This is a genomic window from Rhodococcus sp. WWJCD1 (genome assembly GCF_002258735.1).
Classification (GTDB): Bacteria; Actinomycetota; Actinomycetes; order Mycobacteriales; family Mycobacteriaceae; genus Rhodococcoides.
This window is the reverse complement of record NZ_NOXY01000025.1, coordinates 12,105-37,035: the sequence shown is the minus strand read 5'-3', so window position 1 is coordinate 37,035 and position 24,931 is coordinate 12,105. Positions and strand designations below refer to the sequence as shown.

Annotated in this window: 9 protein-coding genes; 2 read left to right on the top strand and 7 right to left on the bottom strand. The window is 59.9% G+C overall.

Annotated elements, in window-relative coordinates; translation table 11 throughout:
* Positions 1-7: 7 nt before the first annotated feature.
* The 4 genes from CH286_RS17435 to CH286_RS17420 all read right to left on the bottom strand — a co-directional run bounded on the left by CH286_RS17435 (position 8) and on the right by CH286_RS17420 (position 15,330).
* Complete coding sequence (locus tag CH286_RS17435) at positions 8-6,220, bottom strand: DEAD/DEAH box helicase (protein WP_255182697.1); 6,213 nt, start codon at positions 6,218-6,220, stop codon at positions 8-10.
* 170 nt (positions 6,221-6,390) lie between these two features.
* Positions 6,391-11,121 (bottom strand): Eco57I restriction-modification methylase domain-containing protein, encoded by a 4,731-nt coding sequence (locus CH286_RS17430; protein ID WP_094609913.1) that lies wholly within the window; start codon positions 11,119-11,121, stop codon positions 6,391-6,393.
* On the bottom strand, positions 11,118-14,063 hold the full coding sequence (locus CH286_RS17425; protein WP_255182696.1) for a helicase-related protein: 2,946 nt from the start codon (positions 14,061-14,063) through the stop codon (positions 11,118-11,120). Before CH286_RS17425 ends, CH286_RS17430 begins: the two co-directional genes overlap by 4 nt.
* A gap of 124 nt (positions 14,064-14,187) precedes the next feature.
* Entirely contained in the window at positions 14,188-15,330 is a 1,143-nt protein-coding gene (locus CH286_RS17420; RefSeq protein ID WP_094609912.1) for a DNA cytosine methyltransferase, read from the bottom strand.
* Positions 15,331-15,468: 138 nt separating this feature from the next.
* Between CH286_RS17420 and CH286_RS17415 the strand changes: the two genes are divergently transcribed.
* Together CH286_RS17415 and CH286_RS17410 are read left to right on the top strand one after the other, a co-directional pair.
* On the top strand, positions 15,469-16,371 hold the full coding sequence (locus CH286_RS17415) for a ParA family protein (RefSeq protein WP_094609911.1): 903 nt from the start codon (positions 15,469-15,471) through the stop codon (positions 16,369-16,371).
* Entirely contained in the window at positions 16,368-16,880 is a 513-nt protein-coding gene (locus CH286_RS17410; RefSeq protein ID WP_094609910.1) for a hypothetical protein, read from the top strand. Before CH286_RS17415 ends, CH286_RS17410 begins: the two co-directional genes overlap by 4 nt.
* Here CH286_RS17410 and drmB read toward each other — a convergent pair.
* From drmB to CH286_RS17395, 3 genes are read right to left on the bottom strand one after another with little or no spacing between them, the layout of a single operon-like run.
* Positions 16,867-18,579: a DrmB family protein gene (drmB, locus tag CH286_RS17405; protein WP_094609909.1), complete on the bottom strand. Its 1,713-nt coding sequence runs from the start codon at positions 18,577-18,579 to the stop codon at positions 16,867-16,869. The two genes, CH286_RS17410 and drmB, sit on opposite strands and share 14 nt — an antisense overlap.
* Positions 18,576-21,776 carry a helicase-related protein gene (locus CH286_RS17400; protein ID WP_094609908.1) on the bottom strand — a complete coding sequence of 1,067 codons (3,201 nt, stop codon included), beginning with the start codon at positions 21,774-21,776 and terminating at the stop codon, positions 18,576-18,578. Before CH286_RS17400 ends, drmB begins: the two co-directional genes overlap by 4 nt.
* Positions 21,773-24,886: a UvrD-helicase domain-containing protein gene (locus tag CH286_RS17395; RefSeq protein ID WP_141215867.1), complete on the bottom strand. Its 3,114-nt coding sequence runs from the start codon at positions 24,884-24,886 to the stop codon at positions 21,773-21,775. The genes CH286_RS17400 and CH286_RS17395 overlap by 4 nt, the downstream gene beginning before the upstream one ends.
* Between the last annotated feature and the right edge of the window lie 45 nt (positions 24,887-24,931).

Sequence of the window (24,931 nt, the reverse complement as noted above, 5' to 3'; positions counted from 1 at the left end):
ATGAGCACTAGCGCAACGCTGCAGCTTGAATAGCTTCTGCTACTGACTCGGCATCAGCCGCACACAGTGTCCACCCTGCCTCCGACAATTCCTGTTGATCTGTGCTTCCAAGCGTCGGATCCACGGCCACGTGCATCGCCGGCCACGAGAGTTCGACGGGCAGCCCCGACACTTCTTCCCCAACCTCCGGCACCGGAACACCCAACTTTGCAAGGGCAGTCACCAACGCTTGGACGGGGCCGATCACCCCGTCGTAGACCTCGCGCCATGGTCCACTCAATGAATCACTATCGGCCGCAACAGGTTGAATGGGCGCATTGGCAGGTGCGATGTTCATCGACGCCGAGCTCAGGTGTCGCCGTGTGGTGACAACGGCGGCGAGTGGACGCAGTTCGAGCAGGTTGGACCATCGAAGCCACTCCCTCCACTGATCGCGCGTCTCCACTGACAGTGCCGCGTCATTGTCGTCGATGACGATGGCAATTTCGGCCTCGCCGAGTGACTTGCCCTCTGGGACTCGCACCGACACTGCGAAGCCTTGGTCACGCCATACGAGCGTGTCGCCCGCAGGTTTCTCGACGACGTTCCCGTCGATGAGACTCAATGCCAGTTCTGCCGGTGCTGCACCGCCGGTGCGTGTCGCAGAAGTACCCATCCCCATGATTGCCATGACCGGTAGCCAATGAGCAAGGTTACGACGAGGGTGGGCTTGCGGGCTCTGCATCCACGCGAGGAGAAGGTCGATGCTTGTCGCAAAGACCAGGTCTATCGAGCCTTTCGAGAGTTGATCGCCCGCCATCTTCAAGAGGTTCGGAATGTGATCCGCGTTCAGAACCGTGGACGTCGACAGGTTCCCCTCCAAGTCCTGGTGAGTGACAGCGACTACCTGATATCCGCCGTCGCGGAGATTGCGTCGCTTCTCGGCGTCGTCCGCCAGCCGGTTCGTCGCCGGGCTGGCATGGAATTGCCAACCGTCGGTGAATATTGCCGTCGGCGGGACATCAGGTGTCGCCGATGTCAGAACGAAGTCGGGTTTACTGCCCAGGATGTTCTCTTGAGGCCGCAGACTCCACCTGTTGGACGACCCGAGCGCGACGTCCCAAGCGACTCCCCTATCGGTTGGTTTCTCCACGATGGTCGCGCCCAGAGCTTTCAGCCTTTCTGCGAAGACCACACGGAACCGACGTTCCAGATTGGACTCGTGGTCGATTGACGGAGGCTCGTCGGCCGTGATCGGCCATGGCATTATGTCCGGGATCGGTGACTCGTCGTCGCTAGGCAGTTCGCGGCCCAACAACAGAGTTCGTAGATGGCGTACGGCAGCACTTCGCGACGTGAACCTCACATCGGGGAACGATGCGAAGGGCAGCAAGCATTTTTCGCAGGCCAGCTTCCCGGCGTACTGGCACTCGCACGACGCGACGACATCATGTGCGAGCCGAAGTACGTCCCAGATCGCTTGCGGGTCAGCGAGATCCGACAGATAACCCGTACCCCCAGGAACTACGTCATGCAGTAGGAGACCGGGCCTGTTGTCCCCGTTGAGAGATGGGTCGCTGACAGAAACGATCTGCAGATGATCAGGATCTCCACCGATCCGTTCTCGCAACCCGAGTAGCACCGCAGCAGACAGTGAGGGGATAGCAAAGGAATCTCCCCACGTCACCGAGGGCGGCAGCCGAAGGACAAGGCCTTCCGTGGTCAACGAGCGCGCCAGTGCGACCGAGACAGTCGACTCTTCGAGCGCTTTCCTGTACGAGCACCAAGGTCGGTGCTCGCCGGCGGAGTTTCGTCGAGTATCAGTGTCGAGCTTCCCGCATTCGGAGCACACACGGAACATTGCGGATTCGACTTCACCTCCGGCCAGCAACCGCGACGAACCACCACCCCGGCTCCCACCGGTATTGATCCATCGGATCGTCATCGAACGACGGTGAGTTGCGCCGAAGCCGAGACCGTCCACGAACCAGCGCCGGGTGAACGACTTCGGGTCGATGTCGGCTGCGGTGATGACGGTGTAGGGGGTACGTAGTCGCTCTTCTCGCCCGTCGTCTATAGATGCCTCTTCGCGACGGATGACAGCCGAGACGCTCGACAGCTCGACAACGGGTAACCGTTGGCCGATGTCGCCGATCGCGACAGTTCCACACCGGGGGCACTGCGACGGCGCGACCCCGCCTTCTCCGAGATCGGCGACGAAGCCGCAATCGGGACAGCATGCCCACTCGCGAACGGCGTCTCCATCCGCACCGAGGTCCACTGCATCGATAGCGATGGCGAATCCGCTTGCGTAGAAGGTTGATCCGGGTGCAAAGTCTCGCAGTGCCTGAGCTGAACCTCGGCTCAACTCGAACTCGGTGTGTTCGAACTCCTGGGTCTCAGGATGAATCCAGTTGACCGACACTGACAGGGTCACCGAGTCGTCCAGCAGTGTGTAGTTGGGGAAGAGTCCAAACGATTCGAGCGCACTGATCCAGTACTCGGACCGGAGATCGGCCAGTTGTTTTCGAACTAACCGCTGCGCCGCAAGAGCAGTTCGGTACGCCACCTTATCTTCCTCGGTAGCAACCGTACTGTTGAAGGCCGTCAACAACTCTGGAATAGCAGCTTCGACGGCCTTGAGACGATGCTGCAAGGTCTCCACTCGATGCGTCCACTCCACTGACGCTGCATGGCAACGAGATGCCAATTCACTGCTCTCGGAACCGCTTTGGGGCGTAGCAAAAGCCCGCAATCGCTCGGTTACATCGGAGGCAAGCGTGGAGAAGCCGGCCACGAACTCGTCGACGTACAGTGCTGAATGGTCCTCGGCATCGGCGATCAGCGTGCCCAGGTAGGTGGTTGGTCCGGTGGCAGCCAAAGCGTCTGGTGTCGTCCTCGGATGAGGTGCGTTCTTTTGACGAGCAAGACGGTCGGCGACCGATGCCAGAAACTGGCGCCGAAGAATCTCCTCCGCGTCGAGGTAAGTGGCGGGCGGACGCACCGCTCCGTTGATGGTGGAGTTGGGATCGGCGAAGCGGGGCAACTGATCTCCGCGTGCGGTGACGTAGGCCAGCGCCAACGCATTTCCGGTGAGGCGGCCGGCGCGGCCTACCCGTTGGAGGTACGACGCCACCGTCCGCGGGAGTGAGGACAGCATCACGGCGGACAGATCGCCGATGTCGATTCCCATCTCGAGCGTGGGGGTAGCGACAAGGACGTTCGGCGCGTTCGGAGGCGGATTGGTCTCCTTGAACTGGGACTCGTACTCCAACCTTTTCTCATCCGGCAGCAGCGAGGTGTGTTCGCGGGCAACGACTCGGCGGATGTCGTTGACGGCGTACATCTGTTGATAGAAGTTCGCGGCGATTTGCGAGTGCTCCAGCTTGCCGGTGCAGTTGACAGTCAAGCAATGGCCGCCCTTGAGCTGGTCGACGGTTTCCTGCCCGCTGACGATGGAGTCACCGCAATGCGAGCACACCAAAGCAACCGCTTCTTCGCTGTCGACTGCACGGGCCACTATCGATGCCGGCGATAGATGGAACGTCCGAGTCAAAGCACCACCCGGTAGTTCGCCGATCACGTCGCGGTGGCGCAACCGCTCGAACAGTAGGCGACTCAGCACTGCGCCTTCGGCAGGTGTGACCTCGAGTGTCTTGGCGGCCCAACTCGCATACCAACCTCGAGCCGACGCGATCGGCTCGAAATCGCTGTCTCGACGGTTCGTGGTCCCCAGCATCGGGAACCCCGGGGCCGATGTCCCACGACCGAAGCCCGGCATTCCTTGACTCCGCTTGCGACCACCAGTGATCCACCACCGGTTGCCGTCGTCCGTTCGGTATTTCTCGAACCACTCGTGGGCGATCGCGCCTCGGTTCCGCATTCGCTCGACAGTCCCTCGAACCCACCTGATCAGCTGCGCATCGCCGATGGTGTCGGTGGTCAGCTGGACGTCCTGCCCATCGAGAACTTCTTTGGCGCACGACAAAAGAACGGCGCGCGAGATGTCCACTTCAGCAACAGCTGTGCCGGTTCTCGTCAACGTTCGACCGACGCCGGAGCGAAGGCCGAATTCCATCTCGATGTCGAGTTGCAGTCGCTGGGTGACGAAGCCAGTCAATGTAGTCGACGATCGTCCCAACCGTGCCGTGCTCCAGAACTTCGAGAAGTCGTCGCGATCTGCCAGTTCAGGCGGGAGTAGCCGGTAACGTTTTGCGCGGTCGTTACCGGCCATGGTGACCATTTTGTGAGCAAGCGCGTCGAGGCTCATGTCGCCTTCGGCGAGCGCTTGCCGGATCAGCGTGCGCAGGGTGAGCGCCCTGGACCGTGCCTGAACGAATCCGGCGCGGTGGGCGGCGTCTTGCACGCTGTCGGTAAAGACCAGCGCTCGCTTCTCCCTCGGGTCCAGCCCCGGTGTCCCGAACAACGTGGACAGCGAGACGGACAGCATCGTCGCTATCGCGGATCCCAGGAATCTAATCCCATCGCGCTGCCGGCAGGACGGGCAGACGTCGCGCACCGAGTCTTCACCGGCGGTGTCGCCGACGTTGACCAAAACCGGCAACGCGCCCCCCTCAGCCACCACTGATTCGGCAGGACGCTGCGACGTAAGGCAGCGATCATCGACCGCAAGCCAATTCAGCTCGGAACCAGTGACAGGTTTGGTGGTCGAAGATGTTGACGGAGAGGCCGATTCGGCGGCCTCATCTCCCTCAGAAGGGGCGTGAATCAGTGCCCGGAATCTGTCGTCGTCTCCTAGCTTCCGGCGACGGATAGTGGTGTCGTCCACGTCGAGGTCCGAACCGGTGGGAGCAAGTAAGACGCCCCAGCCTGACCTGTTGCAGTGCCGACAGTACAACGCCGGCAGGAAGGGTGCCGTCGGTCCCTCGGCATCTGCATCGTCTATGACCAGACCGTCATCACCCCAGGCGAAGTGGGGTGCACCGGACGCTGCGCGATCGAGCCGGGTGAGTTCTCGTATCCACAGGTGTACGTCCACTGACGGCGCAGTGCGACCGAACACGGCACGAACGTGGCTCAAGGTGGTCACTAGCGAGCGAAGCGCGTTGGCAAGCACGAGCGGATCGACTCGAGCAAGCTCAGCTGACGCAGCAACATCGATTCCGGCAAACAGTTCCGGGTCTGCCAGCTCTGCAACGGCAACAGCGGCTTCACATCGTTGAACCAAACGGCTGAAGACCGGATGTGCTTTGACCAGATCCAAACTCGCTTCATCGATCTGATTGTCGGTCAGACTTTCAGGGTGGGTGAACAACGCACGAAGTACCGCGCGCGCAACCTCGGCGGGATCACCGTCGTCATCGGGTGAGGCGGCCGCGAGCCGCAGAACTCGATCCTCGTCGATTGCGGCCGGGCGGATCTCGAGGCCGCCGAGCCTCGATTCCGCGCCCGCGGCCCACTCGGACAGAGTTTCGCGGGATTCGGTGACCACAGCGTCATCGCCGAATTCATCGCCGAACACCGTGCGCGCAAACTCGAGCATCGTCGACGGATCATTACCGTCACCGAGTGTCGCCGACGTAGCAACAGGCGTAACTCGCCCCAGCGGGCGGGACCAATCCTCGGACGATACGTCCGGCTCATCCTCAGACCAATGGCTCTTCAGCGTCATTCCCAAGCGGCGAAGAAGCATAGACACATCGGTGCCCTGAGCACCGTCATAAGTATGAAACTCGTCCAGAACCAGATACTGCAGGCTGGTTGCGCTCTGACGCCACAAGCCCGCATCGGCATGCCGTAGGAGTAGTTGGTCGAGCATCTTGTAGTTGGTGAGTAGAACATCCGGCGCAACGCTACGAATCACGTCGCGGTCGGTGATAAGTCCGTCACTGCTCACAATTGTTCTTGCCGAACCTTTTTCACCGGTATAGAGCGCGGCAGTGATGCCACCGAGCTCCTTATGTTGCGTGATCAATGCGGCGAGGCGTTGCGCCTGGTCGTTGGCAAGAGCATTCATCGGGTACAGGATGATTGCCTTGGTACCTGTGACGCCCTGTCGCTTCGAGCGAAGAACGTGATCGAGAATCGGGTACAGGAACGCCTCGGTTTTGCCAGATCCGGTGCCCGTAGTGACAAGCGTCGGTAGCGGCCGCACCTTGTCCGGACCGAGATTGGCGCTGCTGAGTCGCTCGAATGCCGCGGCCTGGTGACCGTAGGGTGTCAGACCGCCGACCCACTCCAACGACTTCTGCCAGCCGGGTTCAGCTGGTCTAAACGGCATCCGGAGACGCAGGTAGGGCCCTCTGAACATTCCGGTTGTTGGATGCTCGAGAAAAGTATCAAGCGCACGACGCGCGTCCGGATCAGCTAGAGCAAAGGTGGTACCGAGGTAGTCCAGCAAGCTGGCGGTAATCCGCTCAGCTTGAGCGAGGGGCAGAAGTTCTGACGCCATCAGTGTGTCTCCATCGGCGTTCCGCCGCTAATCCCCAGCCGCCGCTCGAACTCTGCGTACGCCTCACGCATATCTGCTTCGCGGTCTAGAAATTGAAACGGCAGCTCGTAGGTGTAGGTATTGCCCGACGGGTTGGTAGCGGTGCGCTCCTCCTCGATGATCGAGTCACCCTTGCGACGCCATACGCTGAGTACTTCGTTCGGTACCAGTCGGCCGTTGATGTCGTAGAGGTACGTCTTGCGGTCGTAGCCGTAAAGCACCGGGAACTGCGTGCGGTAAATGGTGCACAGCTCATCAACCGTTAGACCGAGCCCTAACGCGACGAGAGCATCAATCTCGACGAGTGCTTGACGACGGTCGATTGCGATACGAAGAGGGGTGTCAATGTCCCAATTTTCGTCGACATCACCCAATGGCCTACGACGTGAGTGTGCGAAACCTCCAGCCCACGAATCACTTTGCGCTTCTGCACCGTAGCAGCTGCGCCACAAGTCCTGATACGCGATTGTTGCGCACTGCAACCGCAGAGTTCGCGACACTAGCAATCGGGAAATATTCGGATCGCTCACCAAAGGAAGCCGGTAGAATACGTTCTGGTAAATGTTGCTCTTTGGAGCTGCCCTTACACCGAAGTCCGCGACTAGCGACGACGAACAAGCAGCAACCAGCATGAGATCTTGAAGCGAACCAAAAGGTAGACCAACGCAGAAAACGACATTGACATGGGACGCACCTGGCGAAATTGTGCTGGCAATAAGTGTGCGCTCACCTGTGTTGGCAGCCATTGCTCGCCACGCCACCCGGTAGCAGTCACGCGCGCGCACTGTCTCCAGTACCCCGTTCTCACCCGTCACTTCCCATGACGTGTACGCGGCGTCGTATCGCGTGCGGCTCCCCACAGGTTTGTACGACGTAGCGGGGATCGCGTCAGGCTCCAGCGCTTCGAGATCGACGGTTGACCAGTCGAGGTTGTTTCTCATCGACCGGTTTGGAGACTTGTAGAACGGCGTGCTGACATGCAGATGAGGGCCCTGCAGGATGACTTCGTCCCAGCTGTCGGGTACCCCCCACTGGGAATCGAAATATCCCCTGGTTCTGTCTATCGACTCATCCCACCCACGAGAGAACTGCAAACCAAGTTCACCGATCCGTCGGGCGCCCGCGAGCTTCTCCAGCGCACTGGCTGCCGAACGGTTGACCGTGTACACCATGCGAGTGTGGCGAACGGGAACATCCTCGGCTTCGAGCACGTCCTTCCATGACTTCAACACTGCATCATCGACGTTGATGATCCTGCCGCTGTGCGGACGTAGATCCCATTTGCCGTCCGGGTCCTTCAACCCTGGTTCCGCGCCGGACCCGTCGTGGACCAAAGATCGTTCGACCGTATCCGGATGATAGATCGATGATGCAGAAAGAAACTGCGGAGCGGTGGTCGAACCATAGATGTGGACGCCAAAGGAAACGTGATGGTCAATTTCGTACAACGTCAGCTCATTAACGAATTGCCAATGCCGCCTCAATTTTTCGTAAGACGCTTTCCTGAGATTGCCTGCTTTCTCATCCGTGAAATGGGATTCTGGATGAATAAGTGCGATCGTTCCGGTAGTGGACCTGTGGCGCCACGTCTGTTCCATGAAGCACCGATACAGGTCGGGCTGCAACCCCAACAAGTGCGGATATTGCCGAGGATCTCCTACGAATGCTGCGGTAGCCGCTACCTCGGATGTGCCGCCGATGACTAATTCGCGGATCCCATCGATAGCAAGGGTCTCTGCTCGCCGTGCGCGATATTCGACCTGAGTAGGACGAAGCGCAAGCTGAAACCACGGGTCACCCTCGGCCAAAAGTGCATCGACGTCGGAACGTGGACGAACCCAGGGCGGATTACCGACCTGAAGATCGAAGCCGCCCCTTGCAAAAACCGGAGAAAACTCCAACTCCCAATGAAAGAACCCCTGCCGCTGAGCAACTCGCTCCGCAACCTCCAGCCATGGCCACTCGGTTTTCAGGTCGTCAATTTTCGCGGCTTGCGCAAAGAGCAGCTCGTTGGACTCGGTCACTTCGAGTTCATCCCAGGTCGAAATGGCGAACAGGTTCAGCTGCCCGTCCTTCTTCTCGCGCGCAGATTTCGCAACCGGCGAGCCCAGTAATCCATTCAAAGTCTCGATCCACTGATCGAGGGTAGGCGGCCCCACAAGATCACCGCCTACGGATGCGTCGTCATCTACCAGTGGCCAGAACCACAGCGCACACCATGCATCCATCACGCGACGCAGCCGCCGATATGCGCCGTTGGGATTGGCTAGTGACATTTCGATCTCATCGCGTGACACGAGTGTCTCGACCACCTCCGTATCGCGACCCCACACTGGAATCGGCCGGCGGATTTCGCGCTCGCCAATCTCGAGCCTCTTCGACGCCAGCAGCCACAGGGTTTCGACGCGACCCGCAAGATCTTTAAGCTTGCGCACCTGCTCGATGGTCGGCTTGGGCTTGAGTTCTTTTCGCCACGTCTTGAGATCAGCGAGAGCCTCGGGCGCAAGCTCTCGCGCCTCTTTCGCTTCGACCGTGGAGCCCCAACCGCTGGTGGGGAGCAGAAAGTGGTGGATGCCGTTCTTCACACCTGTGATCGGCTGCCCGGGCGCGCTGTCCGCAAACCGGACATCGATCGGGGTGGCGTCCAACCAATTACGGGAAGTCAACTGCCCGCTTGGAATGAGCGCGCGCCGAGAACCGATGAGCGAATTGCCTCGACGTAAGTGTAGACCAAACCACGGGGCGTCAAGTTCTTTCGCCATAGTGTCGAGCCACAGCGAGATCTCGGCAAACTCGACGGCGGTGGCGTTGAGATCGACTCCATACACTTGATGCAAGGCGATGTATGCCTTCACCCGTTGCAGCTCGACCGGATACTCCTCGGGCTCAACTCGCTCACCCAGCTCACGTTGGCGACGTGTCAGATACTGATCTGCAAGCTGGCGCACAGCCTCGATCGCGAACGCGCCCGAACCCAACGCAGGCTCGCAGACAGTAAGGCCGAGAACCTCGTCTGCGGTGGTTGTCGACCCGTCCTGATCGAGAAGTTCCGCGAGAGCTTGACCGACAGTGAACTTGGTCAACACTTCGGGTGTGTAGTAGGACGCCGACTGTTGACGCTCACGGCCGGCCAGCCGATATACAAACGCGCCCAGTTCGTGTCGCACTTTGACAGGTTCGCCGGTGAGATCATTTTTCACCGCGACGAAATCAGCTTCCGCGATTCCCTCGGTCCGACCCTCCGGGACGACCCAGGATCCCTTCGACGAGCCACCGTTCTTCGCCACCTCGTACAGGGTGTCTTGCGCGAAGAAGCCCGTGTAACTCATCAACCCCTCGTATACGGCACCGAGCTGGTTGATTCCGAGGTCGGCGTAGGAGATAAACCCGCGGTCGCGTCCACGAGACTCCTTGCTGAGCAGCAAATGGCGCAGCACTTTCTGCACAGCTGAGTTGCTGAGCTTGACCTCGTCGATCAAAGATGTTGCCGCCGAATGGAAGAGGTCGGCCTTGAGGTTCCGGAAGGTCAAGCCCTCGGCTCGCGTCGAATCATCAGAGGAGCCGTTGTGGCCGCTGTCCACCCACTGGCACAGCACATGCAGCGAATCGTAGAAGTGCGTGCCGTCTTCGGCTCGCGGCGTCACCAACTCGACGAGGAGTAGCTCGCGGAGACGGTCGAGGCTGTAGCCGCGCTCGTAGGTTTGCTCACCGGTGGGTAGTACGCCGAGTTCGGGACGCGCTTCTGCATACAGCAGGAAGAGGATGCGATAGAGATAGCGCAGTGATTGCGCCGCAAGCGTCTGCGCCTGCGAATCCGGCAGCGGATCCAATCCCCTGTATCGCCTCCGAACGACGACATCGTTGGCTATGAGCTCGATCGACAACCGCACACCTTCGCGGAGGTCCTTGGACACCCCCACCGTGTGTTTGGCGGACTCGTCGATGACGGTGGTCCACCAGATGTTGCCCTCGGCATCAGGGGCAAGTGACTCTGCCGACACACAGGTCAGCGCACGATCGGTCTCACCACCACGCTTGTCGTCGTTGCGTTCGCACACGAGTTGCAGATCGACGGCGAGGTAGCGTCCCTCGAGCCATCGGCTTCGCTCGGTGATCAGTGCCTTCGAGCCTGCCAGCACCAGCATGAACTGCGGCCCGTCCTCCAGCGTTGCCAAATGAGATAGCAATTGCGCGACGGAGTGGAGCGACTCCCCTGGCGCGTCCTCTTCTCCGGTCCGGAATGTGCTTCGCAGTGTCTTTTCGTCTTTCGACAACAGCTGCTCGACACTGAGCTCCGCGGCACCTTCCACGATGACCAGTGGTGCGGGGCCCGTGAGACCGCGAGCACGAACGGCGAGCGCCGGACCGCCCTCAGTGTCAGTTGCACCCAGGCGAGCGAACTCCCAACGCAGACCCCCGAAGCCGAGTATCTTCCGAAGGTTTGCATACAGCGACTCGAGCGTCTGCTGGTCTGCCACCTCGGCGAGGTCCAGGAACTTCCGTGTCAGATCTCCACGTTGCGCCGTGAAAAGCGAACGCGCAGTAGGTTGTTCATTGGCTTTGTCGGTCTCCCATTGCTTGCGCCGTTCGAGTACCCGGGCATTGAACGACTGGGATGTGGCATCGGTGGTGAAGTAGTGCTCGCTGATGAAGTCTTCGCCGACTATCAGCGCATCGGACGCGGTGCTCACTGATCGCTCTCCCTCGTCGTGCTTGCGGCCTGCAGGTCGAGTTCGTCTGGAACTGCCACCAATAGGGTGCGGATCAGACGGCGGTCGGGGTTCATAGCCGCTGCTGCGTCACGTTCGTGCATCACGCGTTCGGTTCGCTGGCGCAATTCATCTCGCTGAATCAGAGCATCGGCTTCATGAGTCCATCGCTCGGCGCGCAAGGTCCACGTTCGAATTCGGGACTCCGTTTCGTTGCGGATAGCCGCTGCCTGCTGCTCTGCTGCAGAATCCGCTGCGCGGACCGCAGCGGCCACGACGGGGAGCAGTGGGGCGACGTCGCCCAAGTCACCTCGATTGATATCTCCGAGGCCAAGGGCGGCTATAGCGTCCGAGGATCCATTGTGCGGGAGCGCGAAGTTGAAACTCGGGTTACTCAGATCCGGAAACGACACTGTGTAATACGAGGCGGCAACCACCTGACCTCGAGAGTTGGTCTGCGTAACCTGCACCAGCACAGTCGTGTCGGCCACCGATCCACGCACCGCAAAGATCTGCCGGCGCCCGAGGTCAGCGAGGGATCGATCCGCCGCCCAGTCCAGAATGGGATGCAGTGGAGCGAGAAAGTGAGCCTCGGGCCACGTTGAGGTGGACTCCCCCGCACGTGCGGACCGGAGCTCCTCCTCACCTCGCAGCGGGGTGAGCGCAAGTTTGTACGTGTCGGTGACCGACCGGGCACGAAGATAGGACTGCGGCAGCACCTGGAGCCGCTGCTTCAGGTCGCGTGGTGGCGTGAGGCTCGCAATCGACTGCGCCGCATGAACTTTCCATGACACCCCGTTCGGTGCCGGCTGCCTCGGTGTTTCGATGAACTCTTCCAAAGCGTCGGAGAGATACGCGAACTCGGACGGGTACACGTCCGCGGATTCTACGAAGCTTGGAGTCGGCGCGGGCGTGGCTTCCTCGTCTGCCGCTACCGATCCTCCGCCAAGGCCGAGTTGTGCAAGCAGGCCGTCGAGTCCCCCACCCGAAACGACTTGATCCACAGATCGCACCACCGACTCCAGGCTTTTTTCGCCTGCAAGCACCTTGCGAATTGCTTCTTCCTCGGCGGCAACGTCGTAGGTGCCCATCAGCGAGGATGATTCGCCCAAAGACTTGTGCGCCTCGTGTTCTCGCTCCACCAATCGCGTCAACACCCTGAGGTCACCGGCGAAATGGGTGGTCGATGGAGTGAGGAGAAGCGTCACGATCCGAGGACGGTGTCGCTGACCGTAGCGGTCGATGCGGCCATTGCGCTGCTCGATGCGGATGAGGCTCCACGGAATGTCGTAGTGCACCATGTCGTGACACTGAGAGTGAAGGTTGACGCCTTCCGACGCAACATCACCGGTCACCAAAATCCGGATTGGCGAGGATTCGAGCTTGAACGACTCGACAATGTCCTGCTGCTCGGTATCGCTGAGCCCGCCGTGCAAGACCGTGACGTTCCCCAAGTCGCGACCATCGGTGAGCGTCATCTTCAAGTCGGCCGACAAGGCCTGCGCGAGAGCCTTGAGTGTTGCAACTCGCTCGGCGAACACGACGACGCGGGTATTGCCGTTGCGCTTCACTCCGATCTCGGCCAGGTAAGCGAGCAGAGCAATGTACTTGGCCGACTTGCGCAGCGGGGTTGCTTGGACCAACTCATCGAGATGATCGAGGGCGCTGATCTCCCGCGCTGCGTCGAGGTCCTCGGGATCCAACCGCTTGCGGCGCTCGGTGATCGACTGTGTCAGCGCATCGGGCGAGGAGAGGTACGCCTTTGCGAGCACCCATGGGAACAACCGTGTCGATCCCGAGTACGCCGACCGCCCCTGCTCGGGCCAGAGCCATACATCTTCTAGTTCACGGGCCACCGCATCCTCACTCGCCGACGCCGGTACCGTGATGTTTCGCGGCGGCTGACGTTCCGCCCACGCGTCGCCCACCTCACTGGCTACATCGGGATGGTGCCGATGCCGCCGAATCACCAGCTTCTTCACTTGTTCGGTGTCGAGCGCGCCCGACGGGGATACCGCGCTCGGATCGAGCATGCGGATGAGCTCGGCAAACGATTCCGCGCGACCGTTGTGCGGTGTCGCCGACGCCAGAATCAAAGCATCGGTTCGCGAGGCAAGCAGGCGTGCGAGTCGGTTGTTCTGCGCCGCAACATTGGTGACGTTGTGAGACTCGTCGATGACGACCGCATCCCACTGCTGCTTACGGAGATGGTTCAGGTAGCGGTCGCTCTTGAGAGTGTCGATCGAGATGATGACCCGCTTGTAATAGGTGAACGGGTTACGGGTGGCAGGTAGAATTTGCCGAATCCGTTGAATTCCAGCTGAATCGAGACGGACGAACGGCAGCGCGAAACGAGTCCACAGCTCCATCTGCATCTGCTCGAGCACGTGCTTGGGTGTCACGACCAAGATTCGTTCACCACGGCCTCGGCGCACCAGCTCGGCGAGAATCATCCCGATCTCGAGAGTTTTACCCAACCCGACGGCGTCAGCAAGCAGGATACGGGGTCGGAGGTTGTCGGGATCGAGTGCCTGACGCACTGCCTTGAACTGGTATTCGAGAGGCCTGGCCAGTGCCCGGTGCGCAGAGGCCAAACTCGGATCCGCAATCGCTACAGGCGTCTTTCGAAGCATGGACTCCAACCACAGTCGCGATCTACGAAACTTATCGGAGGTATCGGCGACAACCGTGACATCAGTGGGATCAACAACCATCACCGTATCGAGCGCCGTCGAGAAGGACGCCTCGGTGTCGCGAACCAGATCCGAGAGCCCCAATACGTGGACGACGTGACCATCCGACGTCGGTTCTACCGAGGAGACCAACCATTCCTCATCGCGAACCTCGACGATCGACCCTGGTGAGGCGTTGAAGGGGCGATCAGCCGCTGCACCTGAACTCTCGGGGGTAACGCTCAAAGTCACGCGCGGTGGTCCTCTCGCCTGTTCGGTGCCGACTTGAACACAACCCTAACGGTCAGTTCGTTAGGGTTACGCAGGTTCCTCGAAGGTCACTCCGGTGACTGATTCCCCGAAAGGCCAGGCTTGGTCAGACGGCGGCAAGAACATCGCGGTCGAGCTGCGTGTCGTGTGAGCTAGCTGGCCTCACCAATTCGACAGGCGAAGCGTCTTCTCGACGTTTCGTCCACTCGCTGCTGATCTTTGAATCGAGCTGCAACCTCGACGGCACAACCCCGAACGCAGCGGCAAGCGCGTGCACGGCCAGTCTGGGTGGCATTGCGTTGCCCACCTGTTGGGCCCACGCAGAGTCGACCCACGGGTAATCAGCCGGAAAAGTTTGCAGTCGACCTGCCTCATGTGGCGTGAACCGGCTCTGCTCGACGCCACGTCGATCAAGGATGCGATTGCGCGACACTTTGCCCGTGACTGTGGCTGACGGCTGCTCCGAGGTCCGCCGACCACGTGCCGTAGAGATGCCTCCCGATCCGTAGTTCGATACGACCTCGAACCATCCTGACCTACTCAGCGCGGTGCCCATCGTCTCCCATGGCTCGAGATCCGGCCTTCCGCTACCTCGTTGCATTCCTGCGCTGTACGACTGGTGGCTCTCTGTTGGGCGGATCGGCGTGACGGTCCGGTTTGCAACCAACACCGCTCTGCGCCGGGTCTGGGGTACGCCGAATTGTTCGGTTCGAAGTACTTTGCACTCCACTTCGTAACCGAAGAACTCAAGCGCAGGCTTCATCGCCTCCCATACCGGCAATACGGTCTGCACTTGCTCCAGGACGACTGCCTCGTAGGGGTTCCCCGCGGCATAGGCATCCCTGACCCAGCGAAGAGGCTCCAGCACAAGACCCGTTCGGACGTCGCCGAGATTCGCAAGCTCGCCGCGAATGTCTTCGCCGTGCACCAAGCGTTCGATGAGTTCGATGACAACGCCGATCGAGTCACGGCCGGTTCCTGATCCCGCCACCGTGAATGTCTGACAGGGTGGGCCGCCTGCAAGAATGGTCGCATGCGGGAAGTTGGCGGGCCCGAGCTCACGGACATCATTCTGCGTGGTGTCCAAACCCGCCTGCCGTCGGGTGGCGCACGCATCCTCGTCCCATTCGATACCGTGAGTTTCCATGCCGAGCCACGTAGCGGCGACGTCGATGCCCCCGGGCCCAGCGAACAGATCGACGACCGAGTGCGATGACAAATCGGTGACTACGTCGCGACTGTCGTCCATGAACGCGAAGCTTACGACAAGCGGTAGTCGATGTCCTCGAGCCTGCAGCTATCCGTGTCACCGCAACGTCGTACAGTCTCATTCGACTCAGGATCACCCATACCGGACTCACAACCGACGACAGGACCCACTCACCCCATGGCCAAAGCAGTTGCGACCATCAACCTCAAGGGTGGCGTCGGGAAATCAACTATGACTGCCGCGCTTGCGGAGTTCATGGCAGGCGACTTCGGTAAACGTGTGCTCTTGATCGATCTCGACCCACAGACCAACCTCACAACGATGATGATCGGGTCCGATCAGTGGCAGGCATTGAACGAATCCGGTCGCACGCTGAAAGCACTGTTCGAGGAAGCACTCGATTCGAAAGCGGCAACATTCGACATCGAGGATGCGATTCAACGGAACGTGTCGCCGTTGGCGAACCTGGGAGGAATCGACTTACTCGCGTCATCGCTCGACATGATCGAGATATCCGAGGAGGTCGCAGCGTGGCAGTACGACGAACCGGACTCGCTGGAGCCTGTGCTCGTACTCAAGCGGGCCGTGGACAGAATTCGTGATCAGTACGACTACATCTTGATCGATTGTCCGCCGAACATGGGGATTATCACCCGTAATGGGTTGATGCTAGCCGATGCCTATGTCATCCCGACCATCCCAGATGTGTTGTCAACGTACGGTATTCCGCAAATCCAGAAGCGGGTACGCATGTTCTCAGACAAAACAGGCCATAAAATCAAGGCGCTGGGCTTGATCATTACGAAGTACCGCAAAGGCACCAATCTGCACCGCGACACCATCCAGCGCCTACAGAATGCGGTCCTCGACTACGACGCGCTACCAGCTCATGAACGTGAACTGACGGAACGACCACCGAACGTCATCCCCGTCTACATCCCCGATGCGATCGCAATCGCCAGCGCCGCTGACTATTTCGACTGGGGCACCCTGAACAAGCGATACGGCGGCGGGGCTACTGTCGGGGCCTTGAACGAATTGACCAGCCACCTGATGACGAATGTCGAGATTTACACATGAGCAACCCAGAATCACTTGTCGACGCCCGTTCCTCCTTCGAGGCAGCCCTTCTCGCATTGTCTGCTCGAGACAAGAATGCCGCAATAGTCATTCTCACACTAGCTCGCCTCGCCGCTGACGAGATGGTTCGAAACACCGAGTTCGCCTCTGCAGCAACAGCTCTGAGCTCTTCTCGAACGGCTCCTCAAGCGCCCGCCACCATCGACACCCCCGCACCCCCGACGGGCGGTACGGCTCCAACACGACGAACCCGTACCGCCCGCACGCCGGCTGTGCTCGACCCGTTCCAGATCCTACGCAGCGACGGGCAGGACGGCCTCGCAGCCCAACTCGGCAGACTCGACCTCGAACAGCTCCGCGACATCATCCATCAGTACGGAATGGACCCGGACAGGAGGGCGATGAAATGGAAGACAATCAGTAAGGTTCGAGACCGGATCATCGAACGCGCGCTCTCGACCAGCTCACGTGACAATGCCTTCCGTTGGACAAAGCCTAAATCGACATGAGCGCGTCACTGAACAGGCCCTCGTATTCATGGCCACCCTCCGGCGTCCCGAACAGTAATGCCCGGTCCAGATAGCGGTTGCCCAGTTCACACGAGGTTTCTGGCAGTAGTACGCACGCGTGACATGCAGCCAGGTTGAGCGCGTCCGTTCCCGAGCCATGCGATTCGATGCACACGGGATCGGCCGAGCACCAGGACAATCTTGCCAATCCTTCAGCCAGAGCCGGGCCGAGCCGCTCGGTTTCGGCCTGCGATGCAACTCCGCCGAGGCTGCCCGCGGAGTCGGAACTTGCCGTATAGATCAATACCCCCGCCATATCCCCGTCATCGATGTACAGCCGTTCGCGAAGCGACGCTGCGGGATACCCTGCAGCCAGCGATAATTGATCGATCAGGACGTGTGCGAACGTGTGAAGCGCGACGCGAATCACCCCAGTCAGGTCTCGCTCGTCTGGGCGGGACAGACCCGGGCCGGCGGCCCGCTCCAGCAGAATCCACCTCTCGGCCGCAAATTTCTCTTGGGCCCACTCTTCGAGGACATCACGGTGAAAAGCCAGAAAGACGCCTTCGCCGATCACCTCGATCGCGGGCAGCCAGTGGGTCTTCTCCGGTGACAGAGCGCAGAGATTGTCCTCGGTGTTGTCGTCGTCGAGTCGAGTAAATCCATAGAGTGCTCGCACCTCGCGGAGCCTGGTCACCTTGCGTACGTCGGAGACCAGATGCTCGAGATCAACCGGTACTTCCCTTTCCAGGCAGACAAAATCGTCGTCGAGGCCCTCTTGTTCTCTGCCCTCGATCAGTGCCCCGTACTCCTGCCGCCGCAAAGCTTCTTCGGTCAAGTAATCATCGAGTGCCTCGCCCCGGCGTCGTTCCAATTCTGTTTCGATTTGTTGGACGGAGAATCTCCGGGAATGCTCGGCCAAATTCCTGAGAAGAGCCGGCGTCACGGCTTCTGGATCCCCAAGTGAAACCCAGTGACGATCAACGAACTTGGCCAGCGCAGCAGAATACGGTGGGATCGAGATGGCGGATCTGACGGCCGGCAACCAGACGTTCGAGGCACCGCGCTGAAGAGTTCGTGGAGTTTCGTCGCAATTCTGTGTGCTGTCCGGGCCCAGCCAAGGACGCCGTCCGGCACACTTGCCGAACCCAGCGAGCGCTTTCGGGCCTGCAGAGCCATCGAGGGTCCGCGGTTGCACCCCACAACTACACGTCAACTCCAGATCCGCAAGAGACGATGTGCGGCCTTGAGCCCGCAAGTACATGATGTGGTTCGATCCACCATCCTGGCCCTGATGTAACCAACGAAAGTACGGGAATTCATCGATGTGCCCGCGTGCGCACGCCACAATCAGACGGAAAGGGCTAAGTTCCGTCCGCTTCTCACAAGTACACCGACTGACTTCCTTGTCATTCGACAGCTTGCCGATGGAATCGATGCGGCGGCAGGACGGACACACCTGGGTAATAGGAAAACGGATGACGGGTATGTCGCGTTTGCGCTTCGACCCTGCCGGAGGTGCCTTCAGTTCGGGGACACCCAGGCTCCGCGCAAGCCTTGGTTCACTGATCGTGTCGGCATCGCGCGGCTTCCACTCGTGGATACCGGCAATCATGTAACTCGTTGTGTCAGAGGGGAACAGACTACCGACACCGTATGTACTGAGAAGCTGGGTACGCCGCGCTTTCGCAACACTCATGATTCACTCCTCATTCGGATCGAGTAGAGGGCACTTTCAGCGTCGACATCGCGCAGGCTCATCAACGTAGGCCAAGGAGTTTCGGTCTGTGTGTACTCGATGTCTTGGTCCGTCAGCGCGGACGAAGGCTCGACGAGGAGGGTGTCCGACGAATCTTTGCGGTTCTCATATCTCATCGAATCCCGCGAACCTGCCTCTGCAATCCAAACTTTCAACATCTCTTCGAGTTGCTCGACCGTGTCCGCTGTCTCCTCACCGTCCGTCGTCGACTCCACCCGCTTTTCGATCAGCGCAATCAGTTGACGAAGTTCGGCCTCATGGCTCGGTGCTGCGTGAGCCCCGAGGTCACCAGACATCGAGTCGACCATGAGGCGTGCTAGCGCGACGAAGACGCCGTGAAGCCCGCGATCTCGAGCCCTAGCAGCGAACGGCGTCGCGCTCGTCGCTTCGACGGCCCTGTACAAAGCCTGGTGAAAAGGAACGAAGTTCTCGAAGTGCGACCGATCGCGCGAACGTGCCGAATTGAAAATCGTGACCACAAGACCGGGAAATCTCCGGCCAACCCTACTTGTCGCCTGGATGTACTCGGAGCTCGATTGCGGCTGACCCATCACCGCCATCAGCCCTAGCCGATCGATGTCCACGCCTACCGAGATCATATTCGTCGCCAGCACGACGTCATCTGCATTACCGGACTCGAACGTCCGCTCGAGACTCTTCAACCGCCGGGGGATATCGGCAGATGACACACGACTTGTCAGCTCGCCTGCCGATTGAAGCCGTCGTGCGTCTGTACCCGTTCGCCGTGCGACGACTCCAAGCCGCTCGCGCACGTCACCCTCCACCTGGAGCAACGCACTTCCGAGAACGCGCAAACTATTGAAGTAACCAAGTAGCGTCCAGTAGGGATCGCGGATCTCTGGTCGGCCATCGATGTCTCGAGCAGCCTGTAGTAGCGCTCCGTAGGTTCGAACGAGCAGGGTTGCGTGGCTTGTTGCGGGGCTCATCACTCCTACGTACATACGTGTTCCCGCAACGTCGCGTGGCGCCGGTTCGGCGAAAAACGACTGGTCGGGATCGATCCCTGGCGGCGGAAATTGGCGCGATTGCCGGTCGAAGACCTGTTTGATCTGCTCGTTCGCTCGTCGAATCGTGGCAGTCGAAGCAATGATCTTCGGACGCGACAAAACGTTGCCTTCGGCATCGGTTGTGGAGCACGCGACATCGACCGCGGTCTCGTACAGGCCAACCATCGACCCCAGTGGACCCGAAATCAAGTGCAATTCGTCTTGGATGATGAGATCGGGAGCGCTGCCAACTCCGTCCCGAGCAAACAGTTTCCCCACCTCGGCACGCCACGCCATCATGGCAAACTTGTCTACGGTGCCCAGGATCAACTCGGGTCGGTACTCGTAGATATCCTGATCTACCAAGTAGACCGGCAGACCAGATGCAAAGTCGCACGTTTGGTTGCCACACGCGATGACCAGTTTGGGCGACGGACTGGAGACCACCTTGTACTTGGAGTCGTCGAGCGCTTTCCCACACCAGGGGCATTGGGTCAGCTGCATTGGATTTGCTTCAGTGATTTCGGTACCCGACCGCAAAGCGCGTAGCGACTTCTTCGCATCTTCCAGGGTGTTCGGTGTTCCCCCACGCCCTACCCACAGGCCGATCGAGAACGGTCTCGACCCTAACCCATTGTCTGCAGTTCGGATCTGCTCGAGCGCACACATCAGCATGGTCGCGCGCTCGAACTGCTGAATCGTCAACAGGCGGAGCGTATACCGCATGATGACAGCTACACCGATAGCGGTGTTGTCACGAATTCGGCGCAGCAGAACAACAAATGCAACAAGTCCCAAATATGCTTCGGTCTTGCCACCACCGGTAGGGAACCACAGAAGGTCTGCGACATCCCGTTCTGGATGGCTCCGATCCGCCACACTCGGAAGGTTCAAGAGAATGAAGGCGATCTGAAACGGGTACCAAGACTGCTCTTCACCGCCGTCGGCAGACCCGGTAGCGCCGTTACGGACCCATACCTGCCGAGCACGCTGTGCTTGCATCGCGGAATTGGCCAACCGGAACGCGCGCAGTACGTCCGGGTCCCTCTGCAGCAGTTCGACTCCGGCCTGAATACGGCCAGCCGCTTCGCGGGCATTTTCGATGTGCTCGGCCGCCGTCGGCTTAAGCGATTCAGGCACATCGGTTTCTCCGGCGGCAAGAGATGCCTCCAGTGTGAAAATCCACTCGCGATATGCGGTAACCAATCTGCCCAGAGTGCCGACGAGTGTGTCGGTCGCTGCGCTGGCGAGAAACGACATCCGCAGATCTACGTCGGAACCCACTTGCCCTGGCCTCGCCCGCGAAACTTCCTGTGCGGGCAGCAGAGTTGTCCCAATTCTGTCGGTGATCGGGGCTGAGACTCCGTACCACGTGACGGCACAACCGTGACCGATGCCGAAGTTTCGTGCATTGCGGTAGATCAATTGTGCGGATCGTAGATCGTATTCGGCTCCGAGTCGGTTGGGCATGCTCCGGTCGACTATCGCATCAACATCCGTCGACACAACCAGTTCGACCTGAAACCATGCCCTGGCGTCCTTGAGTTCATTCTTTTCTGCAGTCTGTACGTTGCGGGCAACCGCTGAAACCGTGACTTTGCCATCCCGCGGGCTACGAGTGAGGACGTACAGTTCGAGACCTGGTGCCACACTCAGTTTCACGGCACCCGTGGTAGCCAATGAATGCGTCACTCGATCTGGGCTTACCAACTTCCTGCTCCATGTCGCAGGCCTAGTACGGCCACGGCGGCGAGGCGACGAATCATCCGGTTCAACCAACGCCGCCGAAGGGTCGTATCGTGCTGCCGAAATGTCGAAGTGAACTTCGTGTACCAGAGTCGAGTCGACGGTGAAGGTCAGACCCATTGATGAGGGGTAGCGCATGAGTGACTGTGCGACGGGTGAGTCGCTCGCACCGTCAACGGTATCGGGCTCCGCGCTGTCGGGCTCGGGCTCCTCCTGCAGTGCATCATCCAGGGGCCAGAGCACACCCACTACATATCGGTCGAGTGGAGCCTCTTCGAGAACTTCTTCGTCGCCGCCTGCGGGCCCGAGCAGATCGCGTCGAAGGTCCTCGACCATCTCGCTTCGGAACCCGTACATCTCATTGAGGTCAGTTGTGCCAGTCATCGATTCTTACCGTCCCATTTCGTCTTCCATTCAGGCCGAATCAAGCCTCCAAGTCTGGGCACAAGCCAGATTCCGGACTCGCCGAGCCCTGCTTCTTCACTGATTTCGGGTGACCCCACGACCGACTCGATCGACATCACTGTTGCGCCTTTGATGATCGTCGGCCATCGTGCGCCACCGATGGTGAAGATGCGCCTCATCTCACGCCCGAACTGCTCGGTGGTACGGGCAAGAGCAGCCCCCGATGGCCCTTTTACGAGGTAGATCGGTGCGTCACGGTGGGTCCAGTCCAAGTCCAGTTCGAGGGTGACCGTTTTTCCAGACATAGACCCACCTGCAAGGACTGACTGCACACTCGCTGCATTACCGTCGATGTCGAAGGGTTCGTCTACATCAATGTCTTCGACCCGAATTTCGATTGCACGCGGCCCCATTTTGCCAGCCGCCACAAAGCCCTGCTCGGTCCATCGCCCCCTTTTACCTGAGCTCTGGTCCCTCATCATCCGCCCCTTCGTCTTCTTGGGGGTGCATCGGACAATTTCATGACGCGCACGGCTTAGAGCAACATAGTCGCGGCGAGCAATTGCGAGGTCATCGTCGTCGGGTTCGTATTTCGTGTCGTACAAAAAGACTCTGTCAAACTCGAGCCCCTTCGCGCGATGAATAGTGGATACGACAACGTCCTCAGTTGTATCGGCGAGCAGGGCAGTCGGTATGCCGTATCCCCCGATCACCTTCCGAATGCGCGAAACGTCGAGATCGTTCGGGAACCGTGCTCGCCCTTCGGACTCTTTCAGCAAATTCCATGCGTCGGTCGGGTCGGCCACTGAGGTGTTACGGAGCGCGGCGATAACATCCTCACGTCGATTGAGGTTCCTGGGCAACTGCTGGACCAGCTCGGCGACCCATGCGCGGGCACCGTGCTCCTGAGCTTCTCGCCTCAACGTGTGGCGTACGTTGATCGACGTGAGTTGCTGAGACACCCGCAAAGCGTCTCCATTGGTCTTCGTGAGTACGGCGGTACTCTTGCCCGCGCGGTAGACATCACCGAGCCAAGTATCCGAATCCACTGGATCCAATCCTGAGATGAACTTCTCTACCTCCGCACGAGCTGCAGCCGGCTCTTCGATCGTCCTCAAACGTGGCCCTAGCTGTACAACAGCCAGGGGAATATCTCCGCGCGCACGAAAATTTCGTTGAAGACCGGTCGCCTCCACGTCATCCAGTCGGCTCAATTCGTGGATCACGTCCAACCGCTGAACCCGTTCTTCCGGAGTCAACTGGAAGTCGTACAACGCTTGATTCGGATCGCCGAGTGCGGTGAAGCCGACATCGCCGCCCAATCTGTCGATCAGAGCCAACGCTAGCCGTGCTCGCTGACCCACCAGATCCTGAACCTCATCCAGGACGACGTGCTGGATGTCGTCCAGCATGGGCAGTTCGATATCGCCGTCGGTCAGTAGCTGCACTGCACGCGCGATTCGATTCTCGAAGTTCCCCTTTGGCTCTTCGTCGGCGTCGATAATGACCCTGTTGGCGAAGGAGTCGAACGTGCGAATTTCCGCTTGTGCCAGCACCCGCGTCTGAAGTCGACTACGAACAGCGGATACCGCGGCCCTCGAGAAGCTCAGGACAAGCACCTCAGTTGACAGCGACAGGTCGTACGCGCGTGCCAGATGGTCGAGTCGCGCTGCGACAACTTCGGTTTTGCCTTGCCCAGCGCTGGCTATGACCACAAGTCGGTCTTCTGGTTCCGCCTCGGCGATACGACGTTGAAGGTGATCGAGCTCGAATGCATTCGCACCCGGATCTACCTCTAAAGAGAGGGTTCCGAGTTCGCTCGTCGAAACTGGAGTAAGCGTTGCCAATTCAGCGGCTGCGCGGCGCCGGTCACGGAACCGTGTCAACGCGTCAACGGGGTGACTTCTGGCCCTGAGCCGATCGCGGAACTTCGGAATAACTGGCGAACCAATTTCGGCTTCTTGTGAAGCTGTGGGTTGATCAACGGGCGCTGGGGATTCAGCTATACCTTCCAGGCGCGCCAGCAGGCTCGTCAAGCGTTGTTCGACCACGCTCGCCCATCGCCCGGCGACCGCGTCGGACAGGCCCGACGTCGCAGACTCAGAAAGATCGGGCCATGGACGTAGTGCATCGACGACAGCGTTCTGCAGCCGCCGCACGTCTGCTTGATAGTGGGTTGCAACCGGTTCGGCCACCACCAAGGCAGGGCTCATCGTCAGGGTCCACGAGGTGCTCGGACCCCACCGCCGGTCTATGGCACTCGCAATGGTCGGCCGTATGTCGGACAAGACCCGGTCACGGACGCGAGATCCGATGGGCAGATCATTTTGTTCGACACCGCTAGGACGAACCTGCAGCGGCTCGTGGTCACCCGCAGTTATACCGGTCGACCCGAACTCGAAGAACAGAATATCGGCCGCGTCGACGTGTAGTGCGATCGCGGGTACCTGTGTATCCGTGAACTCGTCGTCCTGGTTCAGCTCACCGGTTGGGCGAGTCCCCGCTGTCCTGGTCAATTGTGCCGCCCGGAATGCTATGTGTGCATCGACAGCGAACTCCGGGACGCGCAGACGCCAGGCCGCGATCACCGTGTCGAGGTCACCCGGCGTTGACACGGACCGTTCGAGCTCGACCAACGCATCGTAGAGCTCGGCTCCCTCTTGGATTCGACGCTGCGAACGAGCCCATGACCTCCATGTGCGTCGGTAGTCGCCGAAGAGAGCGTCGAGGTCGAGCCCGTAATCACGGCGATAGAAGCTTGCGTAGGTGTGGACTTCGCTGAGATCAACAACCAGAACGTCAGGCGACCAATCCGCTAGCTCTGAGTCGTCGATGAGTTCATCCAGAGGCCACGGCAAGCGAGGAGGAACCTCGGTTTCTCGTACGTCGCCGCGAAACACCAGCAATCCATCTGAAGTAGCCGTCACCGAGGCCGCCAACTCGCCCGCCGAGTCCGTCAGAGACGTCACAAACGACGCCACACCACCGTTATGGACAGCTGCACGCCTCACTCGGTCGTCAAGTGCCCGTGCTTCGACCAGAACAGTTCGTAGCGATGCAACAGCCTGCACTTCCACAACCGAACGCAAAGACGCTCCTTTCAGTCTCGAACAACCTATCCCGTGGGCAGACTG